Below are 14,931 nucleotides of genomic sequence, written 5' to 3' on the forward strand. Positions count from 1 at the left end.
CACCAACGCGCCATTCCACAACTCACCAAAAAGCAGACCGAGCGTAAAAGAAGTGGTTATGAATAGCGCCCACTTCCAGACCGGCGGCCTGGGTAGCGTCGATAAGTGGGTTGACTTCATTGTCGGGCAGCACCGTATCGCTCATCATCATGGTTTGCCTGCCATCCATGTTTTTTTAAAGGCTATCCAACCACCAAATCCAAAGGGAATCGAAACCGGCTCACCTTTTACCGTCACCTTTAGATCGTTGCGGGGTAGCGGCACATTGTAGGTGGCCTGTGCTTCTTTATAAGTCCCTTTTTTACCCAGTGCCAGCACAATCGCACCCTGGTCATCAGGTGATAAAGCAGGCGTTTTACCAACGGGCAATAGCTTCGTTTCAGGCGCTCCACAGAGCGGAATGATACGAGGCAAGGCGATTGTTTGTAGGAAACTTCGTCGTTTCATGGCTTCAGAGGGGAATGAAAAGCTGACCTGATTTACGCGCTATTCCGTTAAAAAACAATGCCAAACTGAAAGCCAACCGTTAACGCCGTGGGTCGGTCGTTACCGAAACGAATAGGCATAGGTATCGCCACAAAGTAATTATTCGTTTTGCCATGCCGAACAATTTTATTGAGGACCGGCGTAACGCCATAACGTCCCGATGTTTCAAACGCCAGCCGACCGGCAAACGTAAAATCGTATCCCAAATTCACCAGAACACCCGGATGAAACAGCACATTAGCAACTTTACTGGTCCCATTCTCAGCTCGAATAAGCGGCACGATCTCTACGGAGAAACCAAGTTTACTGGTTTTCCAAAGGTTCAGTCCAACCGGGAAGCCAACGACATAATACTGCTTGAAGTTTGTCTCACTCCCCTTTTCGTCGAGCGTTACCAGGGGATGTAAAACCCCTAAATAACCAGCCATTCGTGGGTATACAGGCGATGGTGCAGGGGGTGCGGCCGTTTGGGCAGCCACCCGATAAATAAACAGGCAGGAGAAACTTAAAAAGACAAAAAAAGTCTTTTTAAGTGAATTTTTGTGAGGAAAACGTGTCGGTTTAGTAAGAATATCGTTGAGATCCAATGCGCTCATAACTGGTTGATTTATGCTTTCGCTTGCAAGAATAGAGCATGCCTCAACCCTGAAATAGAACAGATTTAACCTTTTGTATCCGCTTTACCTTTTTGCCAGTTTTTTCGATAGTCCGACGGATTTTGCCTCATCTGTTTCTTAAAAATCCGGGTAAAATGACTCTGGTCCGAGAAGCCCGTTAAGTAGGCAATTTCAGACAGGCTATAGTTCGTCGACTCCAGCAGCTGGATCGCTTTCTCAATCCGAAGCTTGCGGATGTACTCGCCAAACGACAAATCATCGAAGTATCGGGCGAAGGTGCGCGAAACATACGTCGGATTGACGTCCAGACTTTCGGACAGTTCGGACAGGCTAAGCGTAAGATTCGTATCAATCTGATCCTGGATCAATTCCTTCAATTCATTGACCCAGACCGGCGTTTTACGTTTTCCGGTCGGTTTACTATACGAATGAAGGACCTGCAACAACAGCCGCTCCGTTGGACTTTGCGTATGTTTAACCGATTGCAGGTGTTTTGCCCAGCTGTAGAGGGCATCATAAATGACTATTCCCTGGGCTAGCAACTGCTGATCATCAGAGATATTAAACGCCAATCCGGCCGAAATAGCCCACAAACCGGCCGCCTGTGCCGCCAGCGTATGGTCGTCTGTATCGGCCCCTCGAACAATAGGGGCCAGCGCATGCAGGGCCGGGTCGTTCAGGGCGTGCTTTTGCAGAAAATAGTCGAACGTGCAGCGGTCTTCATAGTGCGAGTACTCAACACCGGGTATATCAAAAGGAGTTGCCCCCAACGCCTGCGCCTTTGACAATACCTGCGTTTCAGGCACGAAAAGAATGGTAGCTTCCCGGTCAATAAATCGCCTGATGAGCCACGGGCAGGCTAATCGATCAATTTTAGGACGTTCGCGGGTAATCCAGATCATAAGCTATGCGTAGAGAGTCGTCGGTGTGACGTGTTTCCATGGCAAACATACTCCCAAAACCAGGCAGACGTTTATGATAATCGTTAAATCTAATCTATGAGAATCGGACTGTTTTAGTTGTCGGGTTTGCTGCCGGGCAAGTCCATTCCCTCATTTGGCGAAGTACCTCACTAACCATTTACCAGGAAAGCAGTAAAAGATGGATGACAAATGCCGTATAGTACATGACAACAGCCGGCATCTGATTTGAATGTCGGCTGTTTTAGCAGGCCACGTTCAGTTGTGCTAGAAAGTATACCCGATCTTCCTTACCTTAAGGTCGAAGAAGCGAACACAGCCCCACCCGTAGAAAAAGCACCATGACAAACACCGGTATGCCCCAGCATACAGCTCACCATGAGCATCATCTCCGAAGCTCCGACTTTATTTCCGATATTGTCATCGGCATGTCTGATGGGCTAACTGTCCCTTTTGCCTTAGCCGCTGGCCTGAGTGGGGCCGTTGCCAGTTCATCGCTGGTCGTTACGGCAGGAATTGCCGAAATCGTGGCGGGGTCGATCGCGATGGGCCTGGGTGGTTACCTGGCCGGTCGAACAGAAGCCGACCATTATTCATCGGAGCGACAGCGGGAAGTCAATGAAGTAGAGACCGTACCCGAACGTGAAAAAGAAGAGGTTCGTGAAGTCTTTGCCGAAATGGGCCTGAGCCCTGCCCTTCAGATAACCATTGCCGACGAACTGGCCAAGGATAAAACCAAATGGGTCGACTTCATGATGAAGTATGAACTCGGCCTCGATGAGCCCGATCCGAACCGGGCCACCAAAAGTGCCCTGACCATCGGGCTGTCCTATGTGGTTGGCGGCCTGGTGCCCTTATTACCCTACCTACTGATCAGCAACCCCGAAGAAGCGCTCATGTACTCATGCGGCATAACGCTTATTTGTCTGTTTGTTTTTGGGTATTTCAAAAGCAAAGTGACCGGCCAGCCGCCCATTGGCGGAGCCCTTAAAGTGATGGTCATTGGCGCGCTGGCCGCGGCTGCGGCCTTTGGAGTAGCCAAACTTGTCAGTTGATTCAGCCCCTTACAGGGTACTCCCATACATAGAAAAAGGTCGGCCGTGCGTAATGCATGGCCGACCTTTTTCTATGTATGAGTATTCCGTTACAGGAGGTCGATAGCGATCATTAGCACATGCAGAACCAGGCTGGTAGCAAACGCCGGGAAGATAATTTTTACGGGCATAGCCGACAAAATGGGCACTAGTACGCCCAGAAAGCAAAACATACTAATCAGGAACTGCCAGTCACCACCGCCAAAATACGACATGATCAGCAGTAATGCCGGTGATAGAATACAGCCCTGAATGGCCAGGGCGGTAGTAGCCCAGCCAAACCGATTAAATTCGGCTTTGGCGACATAATTGTTGTAAGCGCTTAGCGAGGAACCGGCCGAAGCGTTGGTATAATCAGAAGTCGAATGAGCGAGCGTTGCCATGTCTTTATGCGATTAACTTATGCTGCAAAGTACGGGCAACGGTTCGCGTTGAAACCTGACGAACATCACGTCAAAAAATGATCCTTATGGCCCTGATCGATTGACGTTGATCAGCACAGAGCCATACGTATTCTATTTGCCCAGGAAGAGGGTGGCAACGACCAGCGCCATCAGTATGCCGCCCAAGGCCAGCACGACAAATTCGCCGGGGCTGAAAACAGGCCGGTACTCATTCGGATAAGCTTTGTCGTAAATAAAGTTGAGTTGCCTGACACTCGGAATCAGGAAGATGAACGGCGGAATGAGGACAGCAGCCAGCGCCCAGGCACCCGGTAACGTACGATCCAGAATCCGTTGCAGAACAGCCAGGGCCACATATCCCGTGGCATAGGTGTTACTACTAATGTCAGCGTATCCTTTTTCAACCGCCAAATCGTTAATGTGCTCCAGTAGTATATGCACAAAGAAGATACTGAAAATGGCGCGCCACACCGGGTAAACATCCCAGTTATACAGGTCTCTGAAAAAACGCCAGTTTTTATAGAACCAGTAGATAATGTACAGGCCAAAGGATAAAAATGATAACAAACAGAACGCCCAGACAGGTTGTTTTTTCACATACTCAACGGACCCATTCAGGCCATAGTCATTTTGCATCAGTACACGTCTTTATAATTGGCCTACAATATAAAAATAAGCATCGAACCGACTTTGGATACACGCCTGTTTCCTCTAAAATTGGTCGTAAGTTGTCCTTTACAGACGCTGTTCACACACAATTTGTTTCAGAACCGCCCTTGTAATCCACCCCACATTTTCGTAAATTAGCCAGATTATAAACGGCAATAATGGACTTTAAACTAACCTCAGAATTTCAACCAACCGGCGATCAGCCCAAGGCTATCGAAAAGTTGGTGAAGGGTATAAACGAAGGCGAACCCGCCCAGGTATTATTGGGAGTTACGGGTAGCGGCAAGACCTTCACCGTAGCCAACCTCATTGCGCAAACCAATCGACCAACGCTTGTCCTGAGTCACAATAAAACCCTGGCAGCCCAGCTCTACGGCGAATTCAAGCAGTTTTTCCCCGAGAATGCGGTCGAGTACTTCATTTCTTATTACGACTATTACCAGCCCGAAGCGTTCATTGCCACCACCAATACCTACATTGAGAAAGACCTCGCCATCAATGAAGAGATCGACAAGCTGCGCTTGGCAGCAACATCGGCCCTTATGAGCGGTCGGCGCGATGTGATTGTGGTGGCGTCGGTATCCTGTATCTATGGTATGGGTAATCCCGAAGAGTTCAAACGCAACGTGGTGAACATTGGCGTGGGGCAAAACATGAGCCGCAACCAGTTTCTGCATCAGTTGGTCAGCATCCTGTACAGCCGCACGGAAGGCGAATTTCAACGGGGCAATTTTCGGGTGAAGGGCGATACCGTGGATCTGTATGTCGCCTATGCTGACTTTGCCTATCGGGTTATTTTCTTCGGCGACGAAATCGAGACCATACAGCGCATCGACCCGGAAACCGGCAAGAAAATATCGAACGAAACCCTGGTGACGATCTTCCCGGCCAACCTGTTTGTTACCGGTCGTGACACACTGAACGATGCCATGTATCAGATTCAGGATGACATGGTGGCGCAGGTTCGCTATTTCGAATCGGAGTTTCGGGAGCAGGAAGCTACCCGCATTCGTGAGCGCACCGAGTTCGACCTCGAAATGATGCGCGAACTGGGCTATTGCTCGGGTATTGAAAACTATTCGCGGTATTTCGACAAACGCAAACCCGGTCAGCGACCCTTCTGTTTGCTGGATTACTTCCCCGACGATTACCTGATGGTAATTGATGAAAGTCACGTGACCATTCCCCAGATTCGGGCCATGTGGGGGGGCGACCGCTCCCGCAAAACTGCCCTGGTCGACTATGGGTTCCGGCTTCCATCGGCCATGGACAACCGCCCGCTGACGTTCCAGGAATTTGAAGACCTCACGGGGCAGTCTATTTACGTGTCGGCCACCCCATCGGACTACGAACTCCGCAGAAGCGAGGGCGTTGTGGTCGAACAGCTCATCCGGCCAACCGGGCTGCTCGACCCTGAAATAGAGGTTCGTCCGAGTCTGAACCAGATTGACGACTTGTTAGAATCTATCGACGGCCGCATTAAAAATGGCGAACGGGTGCTGGTTACGACCCTCACCAAACGAATGGCCGAAGAGCTGACCAAGTATCTGGACCGCGTAGGCATAAAAACCCGGTACATCCACTCCGAAGTAAAAACGCTGGACCGCGTTGAAATTCTGCGTGATCTGCGACTTGGCAACTTCGACGTGCTCGTGGGCGTCAACCTGCTTCGCGAGGGCCTCGACCTACCCGAGGTATCACTGGTAGCCATCATGGATGCGGATAAGGAAGGTTTCCTGCGCGACATCCGGTCGTTGATTCAGACTATCGGTCGTGCTGCCCGGAATGCCAACGGCAAAGTGATTATGTATGCCGACCGGATAACCGGCTCGATGGAGAAAGCCATCGACGAAACCAACCGGCGCCGGGCTATTCAGCTGGAGTACAACACCGACCATGGCATTGTCCCAACAACGGTATTGAAATCCCGCGAAGCCATTATGGGTCAGACGAAAGTTGCCGACTCAAAGGCCAAGCATTTCTATGTCGAACCGGAAGAAATCCGGATTGCTGCCGACCCGGTGGTGCGTTATATGGGCAAGGGCGATCTGGAGAAAATGATTCAGGAGACCCAATCGAGAATGGAGCGAGCCGCCAAAGACCTCGACTTCATGGAGGCTGCCCGTTTACGAGACGAGCTGTTTCAACTGCGGGATAAGCTGAAGAAAGAAACGGTATAAACCGTTAAAAAAGCAGAATTTGTGTATTTGTACTGGTCAGGGAGCGATCCCGGGGCCCTCCCTGAGGTGATGCGGTTCGGCCGTGTCACCTCTTCGAGAGACGCATCCGTAACGCGTCCATTTTCACAGAACCACCAACTAACCCTGTCCCGTTTTTACGGAAATCAGCGCACATAAGTGGGTATCGGAATACGGTTATGTTTTTTCCAGCTGTTCTCAGAATCACGTTCATTACCTACATGTATGTAGTGGACGTGATTTTTCTTTGACTTCAACACAAGGGACTTATCTATATTTTGTAAGCTACCTTTTCCCAAAGTCATCAAAGGAATCCGTTTCGCCCTTGCCCGGACCTGGTTAAACAGGTGGGTAATGGATTCAGAACATTACGGTTTTGCAGGAACATAAGGGAAGTTTGCAAGTTACAAAATCTTCATACCTTGCATTCTGTCTGTGTAAAACCACTAATTACCCATGAAACGAATTCTTATCATTCTCGGTGTTATTGCCGCTATAGCCCTTGTTGGCTTCTTTTCGCTGCGCAGCTGGACTAAATCCGGCAGCCCCGAGGCCATTGCACAAATCGACCAGAACGGCCTGAAAATAAAGGTCGACTATTGCCAGCCGTATAAAAAAGGGCGCAAGATCTTTGGCGGCCTGGTGCCTTACGGCGAAGTTTGGCGTACGGGTGCCAATGAAGCTACCGTTGTCGACTTCGATCAGAATATTGTTGTGGCCGGGCAACCGCTTGACAAAGGAGAATATTCCTTGTGGACAATTCCGTCGCAAAACGGCTGGATCGCCATTTTTAACCGCGAAACCGGTCAATGGGGCACCAACTACGACCAGACAAAAGACATTTTGCGGGTACCTGTTGTCTCACAAAAACATAGCCCCAAAGCCGAGCAGTTTTATATAACGTTCAGGCCTTCGGCCAGCGGCACCGATATGGTGCTGGCGTGGGACGAAACAGAAGCCATTATTCCGATCCAGAAACGATAACGGGGTTACACCTACCGAGGTCGTGCGGTAGCCATTAACGTTGAAAACTTGTAGCCAAAAACTTGAGCGCATCGGGCAGGCCGGTGCGCCAGTATGACCAGGTATGTCCTCCATCCCGCACTCGGTATTCGTGCGGAATCTTACGATCGAGCAGGGCCAGATGCAGCATGGCGTTGCCAACGGTCAGGGCATCATCGTCGCCACAGTCGATGTACCACCGCACATTGGAAAGGTCTTTTTCCGGAGCCGACCTGGCCAATGTAATGGGACTGTTGCGTTTCCAGGTAATTGTCAGCCGTTCGTCGCCTTTGGCGGGACCGCTGAAAACCGGGGCAAAAACGAGGTTGTATCGCTCATCAGGAATACTTTTAAAGCCTTCATCGGTTCGAATACCCGCACTTAAAGCAGCACACGAACCGAACAGTTCGGGGTGGTGCATAGCCAGGGCCAGCGAACCAAAGCCACCCATCGACAAACCCGAAACACCTCTGAATTCGCGCTGGGTACGGGTACGAAACATCGAGTCGATGTGTGGAATCAGCTCCTGCACAAACATATCTTCGTAACGCACCTTGTTCTGATAGTCGTTTACGAACCAACTGGCTCCTCCGTTAGGCATAACGATAATCATTGGCGGCAACTCACCGGCTTTAATGCCCTCATCGGCAATACGATCGGCCTCGCCAAACTGTACCCAGCTGGTCTCATTATCTCCGTATCCATGAAGCAGATAAACCACCGGATAACGCCGGTTGGAAACGTAATAGTCGGGCGGCAAATAAATCGAGAACTTAAGGGCCTGATTCAGGAGCGAGCTGTTCATAATCAAACTCTCCAGCAAGCGGGCCTGCGGGGCTGATACTACCGGAACGGGGCCATTGGTTTGCGGAGCCGTCAGCTGCGCCCGTCGGCGGGACTGCCCCGAAGCCGTTGTTAACCAAAGGGCCAGCCCTGAAAAAAGCAGCAGATTGCGTATAGATAGAACCTTCATAACAGGATGAAACATACAGTCAGTATAACCTATGGTTTGCGCGTTCGAACGAACTCACTTGGGGATCGGTGTTATCCTATACTAGTACGTACAAAGATGGTCTAAACGTGTTCTATTGCGTCAGTTTGTGAAAAAGAAAGGAGATTTTATCAAATTTCGGCTCGTGGATAACGCATGCCGATGCAAAATCCCCTATTTTCGGGCTACACTAGGTAGTGCTGAATTGTTTATATGTCATTGATTTATTAGTAACCAGCTAGTCATCAGTAATTTACTAACAAAAAAGTCGCACTGGCGATCTACTGGATCGTAACACCTAACTTTTTACTTAAAATTCCATTGTTCAAATCTACCCCTGTTGTATGGCCAAACTGATTATCGTGGACGACGAAAAACCTATTCGGGCGGCTCTACGCGATATTTTAGAGTATGAAGGCTACGATGTTGACGAAGCGAAAGACGGCGAAGAAGGACTGGACATGATTATGCGGACAAGCTACGACGTAGCCCTGTGCGACATTCGAATGCCGAAGCTTAATGGGCTGGAACTGCTCATGAAGGTCAACGAAGCCGAAAAGAGCACGCAGATTATCATGATCTCTGCCTATGGTAACGTCGAAAACGCAGTAGAAGCAACCAAACGTGGCGCTTTCGATTTCATCACCAAACCACCCGATCTGAACCGCCTGCTGATCACGGTTCGAAATGCGATCGAACGATCCAAGCTGGTTCAGGAAACCAAAACGCTTAAGAAACGAATCTATAAACTGAACGAGATCGTTGGTGAATCCGACTCGATCAAGAAGGTTAAAGATACAATCAATCGGGTGGCAGCTACCGAAGCACGGGTCCTCGTAACGGGCGCCAACGGGTCGGGAAAGGAAATGGTTGCCAAACAGATTCACGAAAAAGGCAGCCGGGCCAATCAGCCTTTGATCGAAGTAAACTGTGCCGCCATCCCCAGCGAACTCATTGAAAGTGAACTCTTTGGTCACGAAAAAGGTGCCTTTACCGGTGCAGCGGCCCGACGCGTCGGCAAATTTGAACAGGCCGATGGGGGTACGCTCTTTCTGGACGAGATTGGCGATATGAGCTTATCGGCGCAGGCTAAAGTGCTTCGGGCTTTGCAGGAAAGTAAAATTACCCGTGTTGGTGGCGATAAAGAAATTAAAGTCAACGTACGGGTTATTGCCGCTACCAACAAAGACCTGCGGCAGGAAATCGTGAACGGCAACTTCCGGGAGGATTTGTTTCACCGACTCAGTGTAATTATGATTCATGTCCCCCCCCTCACCGAACGGCGGGGTGACATTCCGCTGCTGGCCGATAAATTCCTTCACGATATAGCCACTGAATATGGTGCCCCCGCAAAGGACCTGACGCCCGAAGCCATGAACTACCTGCAATCGCTGCCCTGGACGGGTAACGTGCGCGAACTGCGCAACGTCATCGAGCGCCTGGTGATCATGTGTGGCGATGAAATCATGCTGGACGATGTGAAGTTGTACGCGTAGCTATAACCGCACAGACGGCCCCGCCGGATTTAGTTGATTGGCCTGATTTTGCCTGTATAGAAAGCCAGCTTTTGAAAATCAGATTAATCCGTAAATCAACTAAATCCGGCGGGGTCGACCATGCAGTCTAGATAGTCATCAGATTACAACCCCGTACGTCTGAATTATCGAAACGCCCGATAATCCGAAAGTTTTCTGACGGGACTGCCTCTTCGTCGCTAACATATTGGCCTAGATCCTGCGTTTCGATAAAAGAGCAGGAATCCAGATTAGCCAGATCGATAACATTAACACCGCCCGTTTGGCGTGCCCCCCTCCCTCTAGAATCGGTCTGGATGGGTAGATCAGGGTAGATCGAAAATGGGTCGTTAATATCGCGGAGCAGGATACGGAACGTTGAACTGGGGGCAAAAACGCCATTGCCTGCCGAGTATGCCTGCGAAAGCAATTCCGTCATGCCGTACTCGGAATGGATGGCGCTGACACCTAATCGGCTCGTTAGAATGTCATGCACTTCTTCGCGCAGCAATTCTTTCCGACGGCCTTTCATACCACCCGTTTCCATAACGACCAGGCCGGGCAGTTGGCCCAGAAATGACAGATCAGCTTCTGATTCAGCCCAGTCAAGCAAGCCAAACGTAACGCCAATCAAAAGAATCCGCTTTTGGTCAGGCCGTTCGGCCAGTTGTCGCAGTCGTTGAGTCAGTTCCTGGTGGTTGTCAAGAAAGAACCCCGACAGGTTTGAGCCAGTATTCGAAAGCGCGCTCTTGTCCATAAATTGCTGAACCATATACACCAGCGACGAGTTATTTCGTTCAAGGTAAGAAGGCAGCAGTGCCAGAATGTGGAAATTACTGAGCGGGCCATACGTTTGCTCAAAAATTCCGAGGCTGACGGCCTCATAAAGGGCAGGGTCCGGCACAAAATGCTGGCTGGTCACAACGGGGCCAACCCGGCGATCGGTAGTACCACTGCTGGCAAATGTTAATAGCTTATTGAGTTGTTCGGGTATCGGATTGGCAGGAGCACCCGTCAGGATTGGGTGCTTTTTAAAAAAACCAATCGGCATAAACGGAATCTGACGTAAATCAGTAACTTTCTCAGGCTGAACATTGAGGCAGTGTAAGTATGCTGAGTAAACGGGATTATAACTCGCCTGATAGCGAAAAACAGCCAGCGCCAACGCGTCGAATACATCCCGATTGGGTAAGTTGGCGCTAAGCGTTAGTATCTGTTGCCGAAGTGATTGCCGAAGTGCAGTAGTCTCGGCCGAGAGTGTTGATAAGAATGACAAAATAATAAAAGCGTTTATTGCACAACGAGTACAACAGTATGCGACGGCAACTAATTCAACCGTATATCTTCGTAGTAGGGATAGCTCTGGCTCTATCGTCCTGTTTCAACGAACCAAATTACTCCGATACTCCTGCGATTGACTACAAAGGAATGTTTAAATACACCATTGAAGCGGGTAGAGGAGTCGGAAAAGGAAAGCGGGATTCCGTTGTTATTACCATTGGCTTCAAAGATGGCGATGGCAATATTGGCAACAGCATCCCACTGGCAAAAACTGACTCTGCTTTGTACCAGTCGAATGGAAGGTGGGGTAGTTATCGGATTCGTACCTTCCGCTTTATCAACAGGAAATACGAAGAGATAATCCTTCCGGTCAACAACACTCTTTATATCCCAGACCTCACAAAGGGAAAACCCAAAGGAGCTATTGAAGGCTCGTTAGACTTCAATCAGATCTTTCAGTACGGTACAAGTTTTAAGCTTTACCCCACCAAGTTCCAGGTTGAAATCAGAGACCGAAGTCTAAACACGAGCAATATTGTTGAAACCGATTCTATATCGGTTCCCTGGAGCAATTAACCGCTCTTTTCAACTGACCCATACCAACAGCGGGTGCATCATTCCGGAATGATGCACCCGCTGTTGGTATGGGTCAGTTGACCTGCGTATTTCCTAAAACCAGTTTTGTACATATATTTGCAGTTAAAAGTGACATGCACAGAATCCGGCCATTTAGCAAACTACATTGATTGAGTGTACCATGAAGAAAGCAACGAAAAAAAATGCACCTGCATTTACTAAAACAAAGTACACCCCACCAACACTCAAACTTTTAGGTAATGTGAAAAAGCTAACGTTGAAAACCGGTTCGAGCACTGATGGATTCGGCACATTTGCCTAACTGAACCAAGTCAGTTATTTTCTATTTAAAATAATCCGGAAGGTAGTTCCTTTGCCAACTTCTGAGCTTTTAACATAAAGCCGCCCGTTGTGGTATTCTTCAACGATACGCTTGGCCAGGGTAAGGCCTAATCCCCAGCCCCTTTTCTTAGTACTGAAACCCGGCGAAAATACTTTTTGCATATTCGCTTTCGAGATTCCTTTACCGGTATCTGTGATGTCAATGGCCACTTCATCATGTGGTAGCTGAAGCATATTCAGCCGTAACTCCCCAACACCTTTCATAGCGTCGACAGCATTTTTACAGATGTTCTCGATGACCCACTCAAACAGTAATTTATTAATTTTCACAACCTGGTTCGGCGGTAACTGGCTCGTAACGCTCATCTTGACTTTAGTCGAAATACGTTTCGCGAGGTAATCTGTAAACTGACGAACCACATCATTCACATTTTCCTCTTTTAATGTGGGCACAGAGCCAATACTGGAAAACCGCGCCGTAATCGTTTCCAGCCGTTGAACGTCTTTTTCTATTTCGTCGGTAATAGATCCATCAAATTGGTCAGGGTCGGAGCGCATATACTCCACCCAGGCCATCAGCGACGACATGGGGGTACCTAACTGGTGGGCCGTTTCCTTCGCCAGGCCAACCCAGACTCGGTTTTGCTCAGCTCTTCGCGAAGAGCTGAATGCCAGATAAGCCAGCACACTCAATGCAGCCAGAATCGTAAGAAGAGCGTATGGAAAATAGGTAAGTTGTCGTAACAGGTTGGAGTTGTTGTAGTACACCAGACCACGCTCGTTATTGCTGATATCAACAAGCATTGGCTTATGGTTTTTACGCATATCAACAATCATTTCGCGCAAAAACTGCTGTACCTCCTCAGGCGTCTTATCAGTCGGTACAGTAATATTCAAAGGCATGGCAATTTGCCCATCAGGATTGACATAAATAGCAGGAACTGACTTATTTGCCTGTAAAATCTCGCTTGTCACAAAGTTCAAGTCGCCGGAGTTATCGTGCCTACTGTCGAATAGGTAAGCAATGCTTTTAGCATACAACTGCACATACTGCTCTTCACGATCTTCCAGCTTGGAAATGAGTCGATTGGTGTAGAGTAGTGACCCCGTCCCGACAAGCAGCAGGTTGAGAGCAACAATAATTTTCAGAACGTTATTCTGATTATAAATATCAAATGACTTCAGCATATCGTCTTGCCACTTTTTTGCTTATCGGACCAAATAGACCTTTGCCTAAAAGAAGCTTGTGTGGTGTTACAAAATTAACGCTATCAGGCAACTAAACCTTCAATCAACTGATCTGTCTACTCCTAAATTAACTTCTATATCAGGTAAACGATAAATGCGGTTTAATTGTACACAACCGAACCTCCAATCGATCACTGACGTTACTAATATGAATAGGATTGAGCAAAGAATTCAGGCGATTATTTAGACGAATTCCAAATAGCAAATCCGTTTGTATCAAGTATGTCTATGTCCGACAATAATGCCGTAATTTTGTAAAGGCTACTGGCCAATTTGCGTGATTTACCACAATGTTAGACACCTTCAAAACAATTAGTTTATCGTATAAAACGGCACCTCTTCAGGTGCGTGAACTAATTGCACTTAACGAAGACGAAGCCAAGCGGCTCATGCTGCGGCTTCGGGATTTTTTTGGGTTGACAGACTTGCTTGTTATTTCAACCTGCAACCGTACTGAAGTCTATTACGCCTTTGAACAGGATTTGAACGCGGATATCGCCAAGCTGCTGCTCATTGAGAAAGGGCTGACCGATACCGATGCGTATTTGCCTTATTTCCAGTTTTACGGGGTCCATGATGAGGCTGTTCGGCATTTGTTCGAAGTATGCGTAGGCCTGCACTCGCAGGTGGTGGGCGATATGCAGATTCCCAACCAGGTAAAGCAATCGTACCAATGGTCGGCGGATTTAGATATGGCCGGTCCATTTTTGCACCGGTTGATGCACACCATTTTCTTTACCAACAAACGGGTAGCTCAGGAAACGCCGTTCCGCGATGGAGCCGCATCGGTATCCTATGCCGCCGTCGAATTGATCGACGAGTTGATCGGTGAGAAGCAGAATCCGAGTGTGCTGGTAATTGGTTTGGGCGAGATCGGAACCGACGTCTGTAAAAACCTCGAAGCCCGGAATCTGACAAATATCACCCTTTGCAACCGTACTCAATCGAAAGCCGACGATCTGGCCAGCCAATACGGTTTCCGGGTGGCTGACTTCGCCAACCTGACGGAAGAAATCCGGCGGGCCGATGTGATTATCTCATCCGTTATGCGCGATGAGCCGCTCATTACTCCTACCCTACTGAAAGACGTAAACGTACTGACGTTCAAATATTTTATCGACCTCTCTGTACCCCGCAGCGTCGATGCGGCCGTTGAGCAGATTCCGGGTGTGCTGGTCTACAACATCGACCACATCCGTAACCGTGCCGACGAAGCCCTGAACCAGCGCATGGCGGCCATTCCGCAGGTAGAAGCCATTGTGACACAGGCCGTCGCCGAGTTTGGTGACTGGTCGAAAGAAATGGTCGTTTCACCAACGATCAACAAACTCAAAAACGCCCTCGAGCAGATTCGTCGCGATGAGATTGCCCGTCACCTGAAGCATCTGACCCCCAGCGAGTCTGAAAAAGTAGACAAAATTACGCGGGGCATCATGCAGAAGATCATTAAACTACCTGTTCTTCAACTGAAAGCCGCCTGCAAACGGGGTGAAGCCGAAACACTGATCGATGTACTCAATGATTTATTCGATCTGGAGAAACAGTCCGTCGACGAACAGAAACATACATATTGATCATTACTTTTTCGT

At 48.8% G+C, this 14,931-nt stretch carries 16 protein-coding genes; 7 read left to right on the forward strand and 9 right to left on the reverse strand.

Going from position 1 to position 14,931, the window contains the following annotated elements; translation table 11 throughout:
- Positions 1-22: 22 nt before the first annotated feature.
- From ACYVK4_RS00225 to ACYVK4_RS00240, 4 genes are all read right to left on the reverse strand, one after another.
- A complete protein-coding gene (locus tag ACYVK4_RS00225) occupies positions 23-169 on the reverse strand; it encodes a DUF1259 domain-containing protein (protein ID WP_461125468.1) in 147 nt (48 codons plus the stop codon).
- A complete protein-coding gene (locus ACYVK4_RS00230; protein WP_461125469.1) occupies positions 148-447 on the reverse strand; it encodes a DUF1259 domain-containing protein in 300 nt (99 codons plus the stop codon). The genes ACYVK4_RS00225 and ACYVK4_RS00230 overlap by 22 nt, the downstream gene beginning before the upstream one ends.
- A gap of 47 nt (positions 448-494) precedes the next feature.
- The gene (locus tag ACYVK4_RS00235; RefSeq protein ID WP_461125470.1) at positions 495-1,082 is read right to left on the reverse strand and encodes a hypothetical protein; all 588 of its coding nucleotides are present in this window, start codon (positions 1,080-1,082) and stop codon (positions 495-497) included.
- A gap of 65 nt (positions 1,083-1,147) precedes the next feature.
- Entirely contained in the window at positions 1,148-2,005 is an 858-nt protein-coding gene (locus tag ACYVK4_RS00240; protein ID WP_461125471.1) for a chromate resistance protein ChrB domain-containing protein, read from the reverse strand.
- 359 nt (positions 2,006-2,364) lie between these two features.
- On the opposite strand from ACYVK4_RS00240, the gene ACYVK4_RS00245 reads away from it, so the two are divergent.
- A complete protein-coding gene (locus ACYVK4_RS00245) occupies positions 2,365-3,078 on the forward strand; it encodes a VIT1/CCC1 transporter family protein (protein WP_461125472.1) in 714 nt (237 codons plus the stop codon).
- Positions 3,079-3,167: 89 nt separating this feature from the next.
- Here the strand turns inward: ACYVK4_RS00245 and ACYVK4_RS00250 are convergent, their stop codons facing one another.
- Positions 3,168-3,500 (reverse strand): hypothetical protein, encoded by a 333-nt coding sequence (locus ACYVK4_RS00250; protein ID WP_461125473.1) that lies wholly within the window; start codon positions 3,498-3,500, stop codon positions 3,168-3,170.
- Positions 3,501-3,632: 132 nt separating this feature from the next.
- A complete protein-coding gene (locus ACYVK4_RS00255; protein ID WP_461125474.1) occupies positions 3,633-4,157 on the reverse strand; it encodes a hypothetical protein in 525 nt (174 codons plus the stop codon).
- A 191-nt stretch (positions 4,158-4,348) separates the two neighbouring features.
- On the opposite strand from ACYVK4_RS00255, the gene uvrB reads away from it, so the two are divergent.
- Both uvrB and ACYVK4_RS00265 read left to right on the forward strand, forming a co-directional pair.
- The gene (uvrB, locus tag ACYVK4_RS00260) at positions 4,349-6,370 is read left to right on the forward strand and encodes an excinuclease ABC subunit UvrB (RefSeq protein ID WP_461125475.1); all 2,022 of its coding nucleotides are present in this window, start codon (positions 4,349-4,351) and stop codon (positions 6,368-6,370) included.
- 474 nt (positions 6,371-6,844) lie between these two features.
- Complete coding sequence (locus ACYVK4_RS00265) at positions 6,845-7,372, forward strand: DUF2911 domain-containing protein (protein WP_461125476.1); 528 nt, start codon at positions 6,845-6,847, stop codon at positions 7,370-7,372.
- Positions 7,373-7,406: 34 nt separating this feature from the next.
- On the opposite strand, the gene ACYVK4_RS00270 is transcribed toward ACYVK4_RS00265, so the two are convergent.
- Positions 7,407-8,363 carry an alpha/beta hydrolase gene (locus ACYVK4_RS00270; protein ID WP_461125477.1) on the reverse strand — a complete coding sequence of 319 codons (957 nt, stop codon included), beginning with the start codon at positions 8,361-8,363 and terminating at the stop codon, positions 7,407-7,409.
- 362 nt (positions 8,364-8,725) lie between these two features.
- Between ACYVK4_RS00270 and ACYVK4_RS00275 the strand changes: the two genes are divergently transcribed.
- Positions 8,726-9,877 (forward strand): sigma-54-dependent transcriptional regulator, encoded by a 1,152-nt coding sequence (locus ACYVK4_RS00275; protein ID WP_461125478.1) that lies wholly within the window; start codon positions 8,726-8,728, stop codon positions 9,875-9,877.
- Between the two features lie 127 nt (positions 9,878-10,004).
- Here ACYVK4_RS00275 and ACYVK4_RS00280 read toward each other — a convergent pair whose 3' ends face one another.
- Entirely contained in the window at positions 10,005-11,171 is a 1,167-nt protein-coding gene (locus ACYVK4_RS00280; protein ID WP_461125479.1) for an acyl transferase, read from the reverse strand.
- Between the two features lie 38 nt (positions 11,172-11,209).
- Between ACYVK4_RS00280 and ACYVK4_RS00285 the strand changes: the two genes are divergently transcribed.
- The gene (locus ACYVK4_RS00285) at positions 11,210-11,752 is read left to right on the forward strand and encodes a hypothetical protein (protein WP_461125480.1); all 543 of its coding nucleotides are present in this window, start codon (positions 11,210-11,212) and stop codon (positions 11,750-11,752) included.
- 181 nt (positions 11,753-11,933) lie between these two features.
- Positions 11,934-12,074, forward strand: coding sequence for a hypothetical protein (locus ACYVK4_RS00290; RefSeq protein ID WP_461125481.1), 141 nt, complete (start codon positions 11,934-11,936; stop codon positions 12,072-12,074).
- A 14-nt stretch (positions 12,075-12,088) separates the two neighbouring features.
- On the opposite strand, the gene ACYVK4_RS00295 is transcribed toward ACYVK4_RS00290, so the two are convergent.
- Positions 12,089-13,282 (reverse strand): sensor histidine kinase, encoded by a 1,194-nt coding sequence (locus ACYVK4_RS00295; protein WP_461125482.1) that lies wholly within the window; start codon positions 13,280-13,282, stop codon positions 12,089-12,091.
- A gap of 350 nt (positions 13,283-13,632) precedes the next feature.
- Between ACYVK4_RS00295 and hemA the strand changes: the two genes are divergently transcribed.
- A complete protein-coding gene (hemA, locus tag ACYVK4_RS00300) occupies positions 13,633-14,916 on the forward strand; it encodes a glutamyl-tRNA reductase (protein WP_461125483.1) in 1,284 nt (427 codons plus the stop codon).
- Positions 14,917-14,931: the final 15 nt, after the last annotated feature.

This window comes from Spirosoma aerophilum, assembly GCF_054782495.1.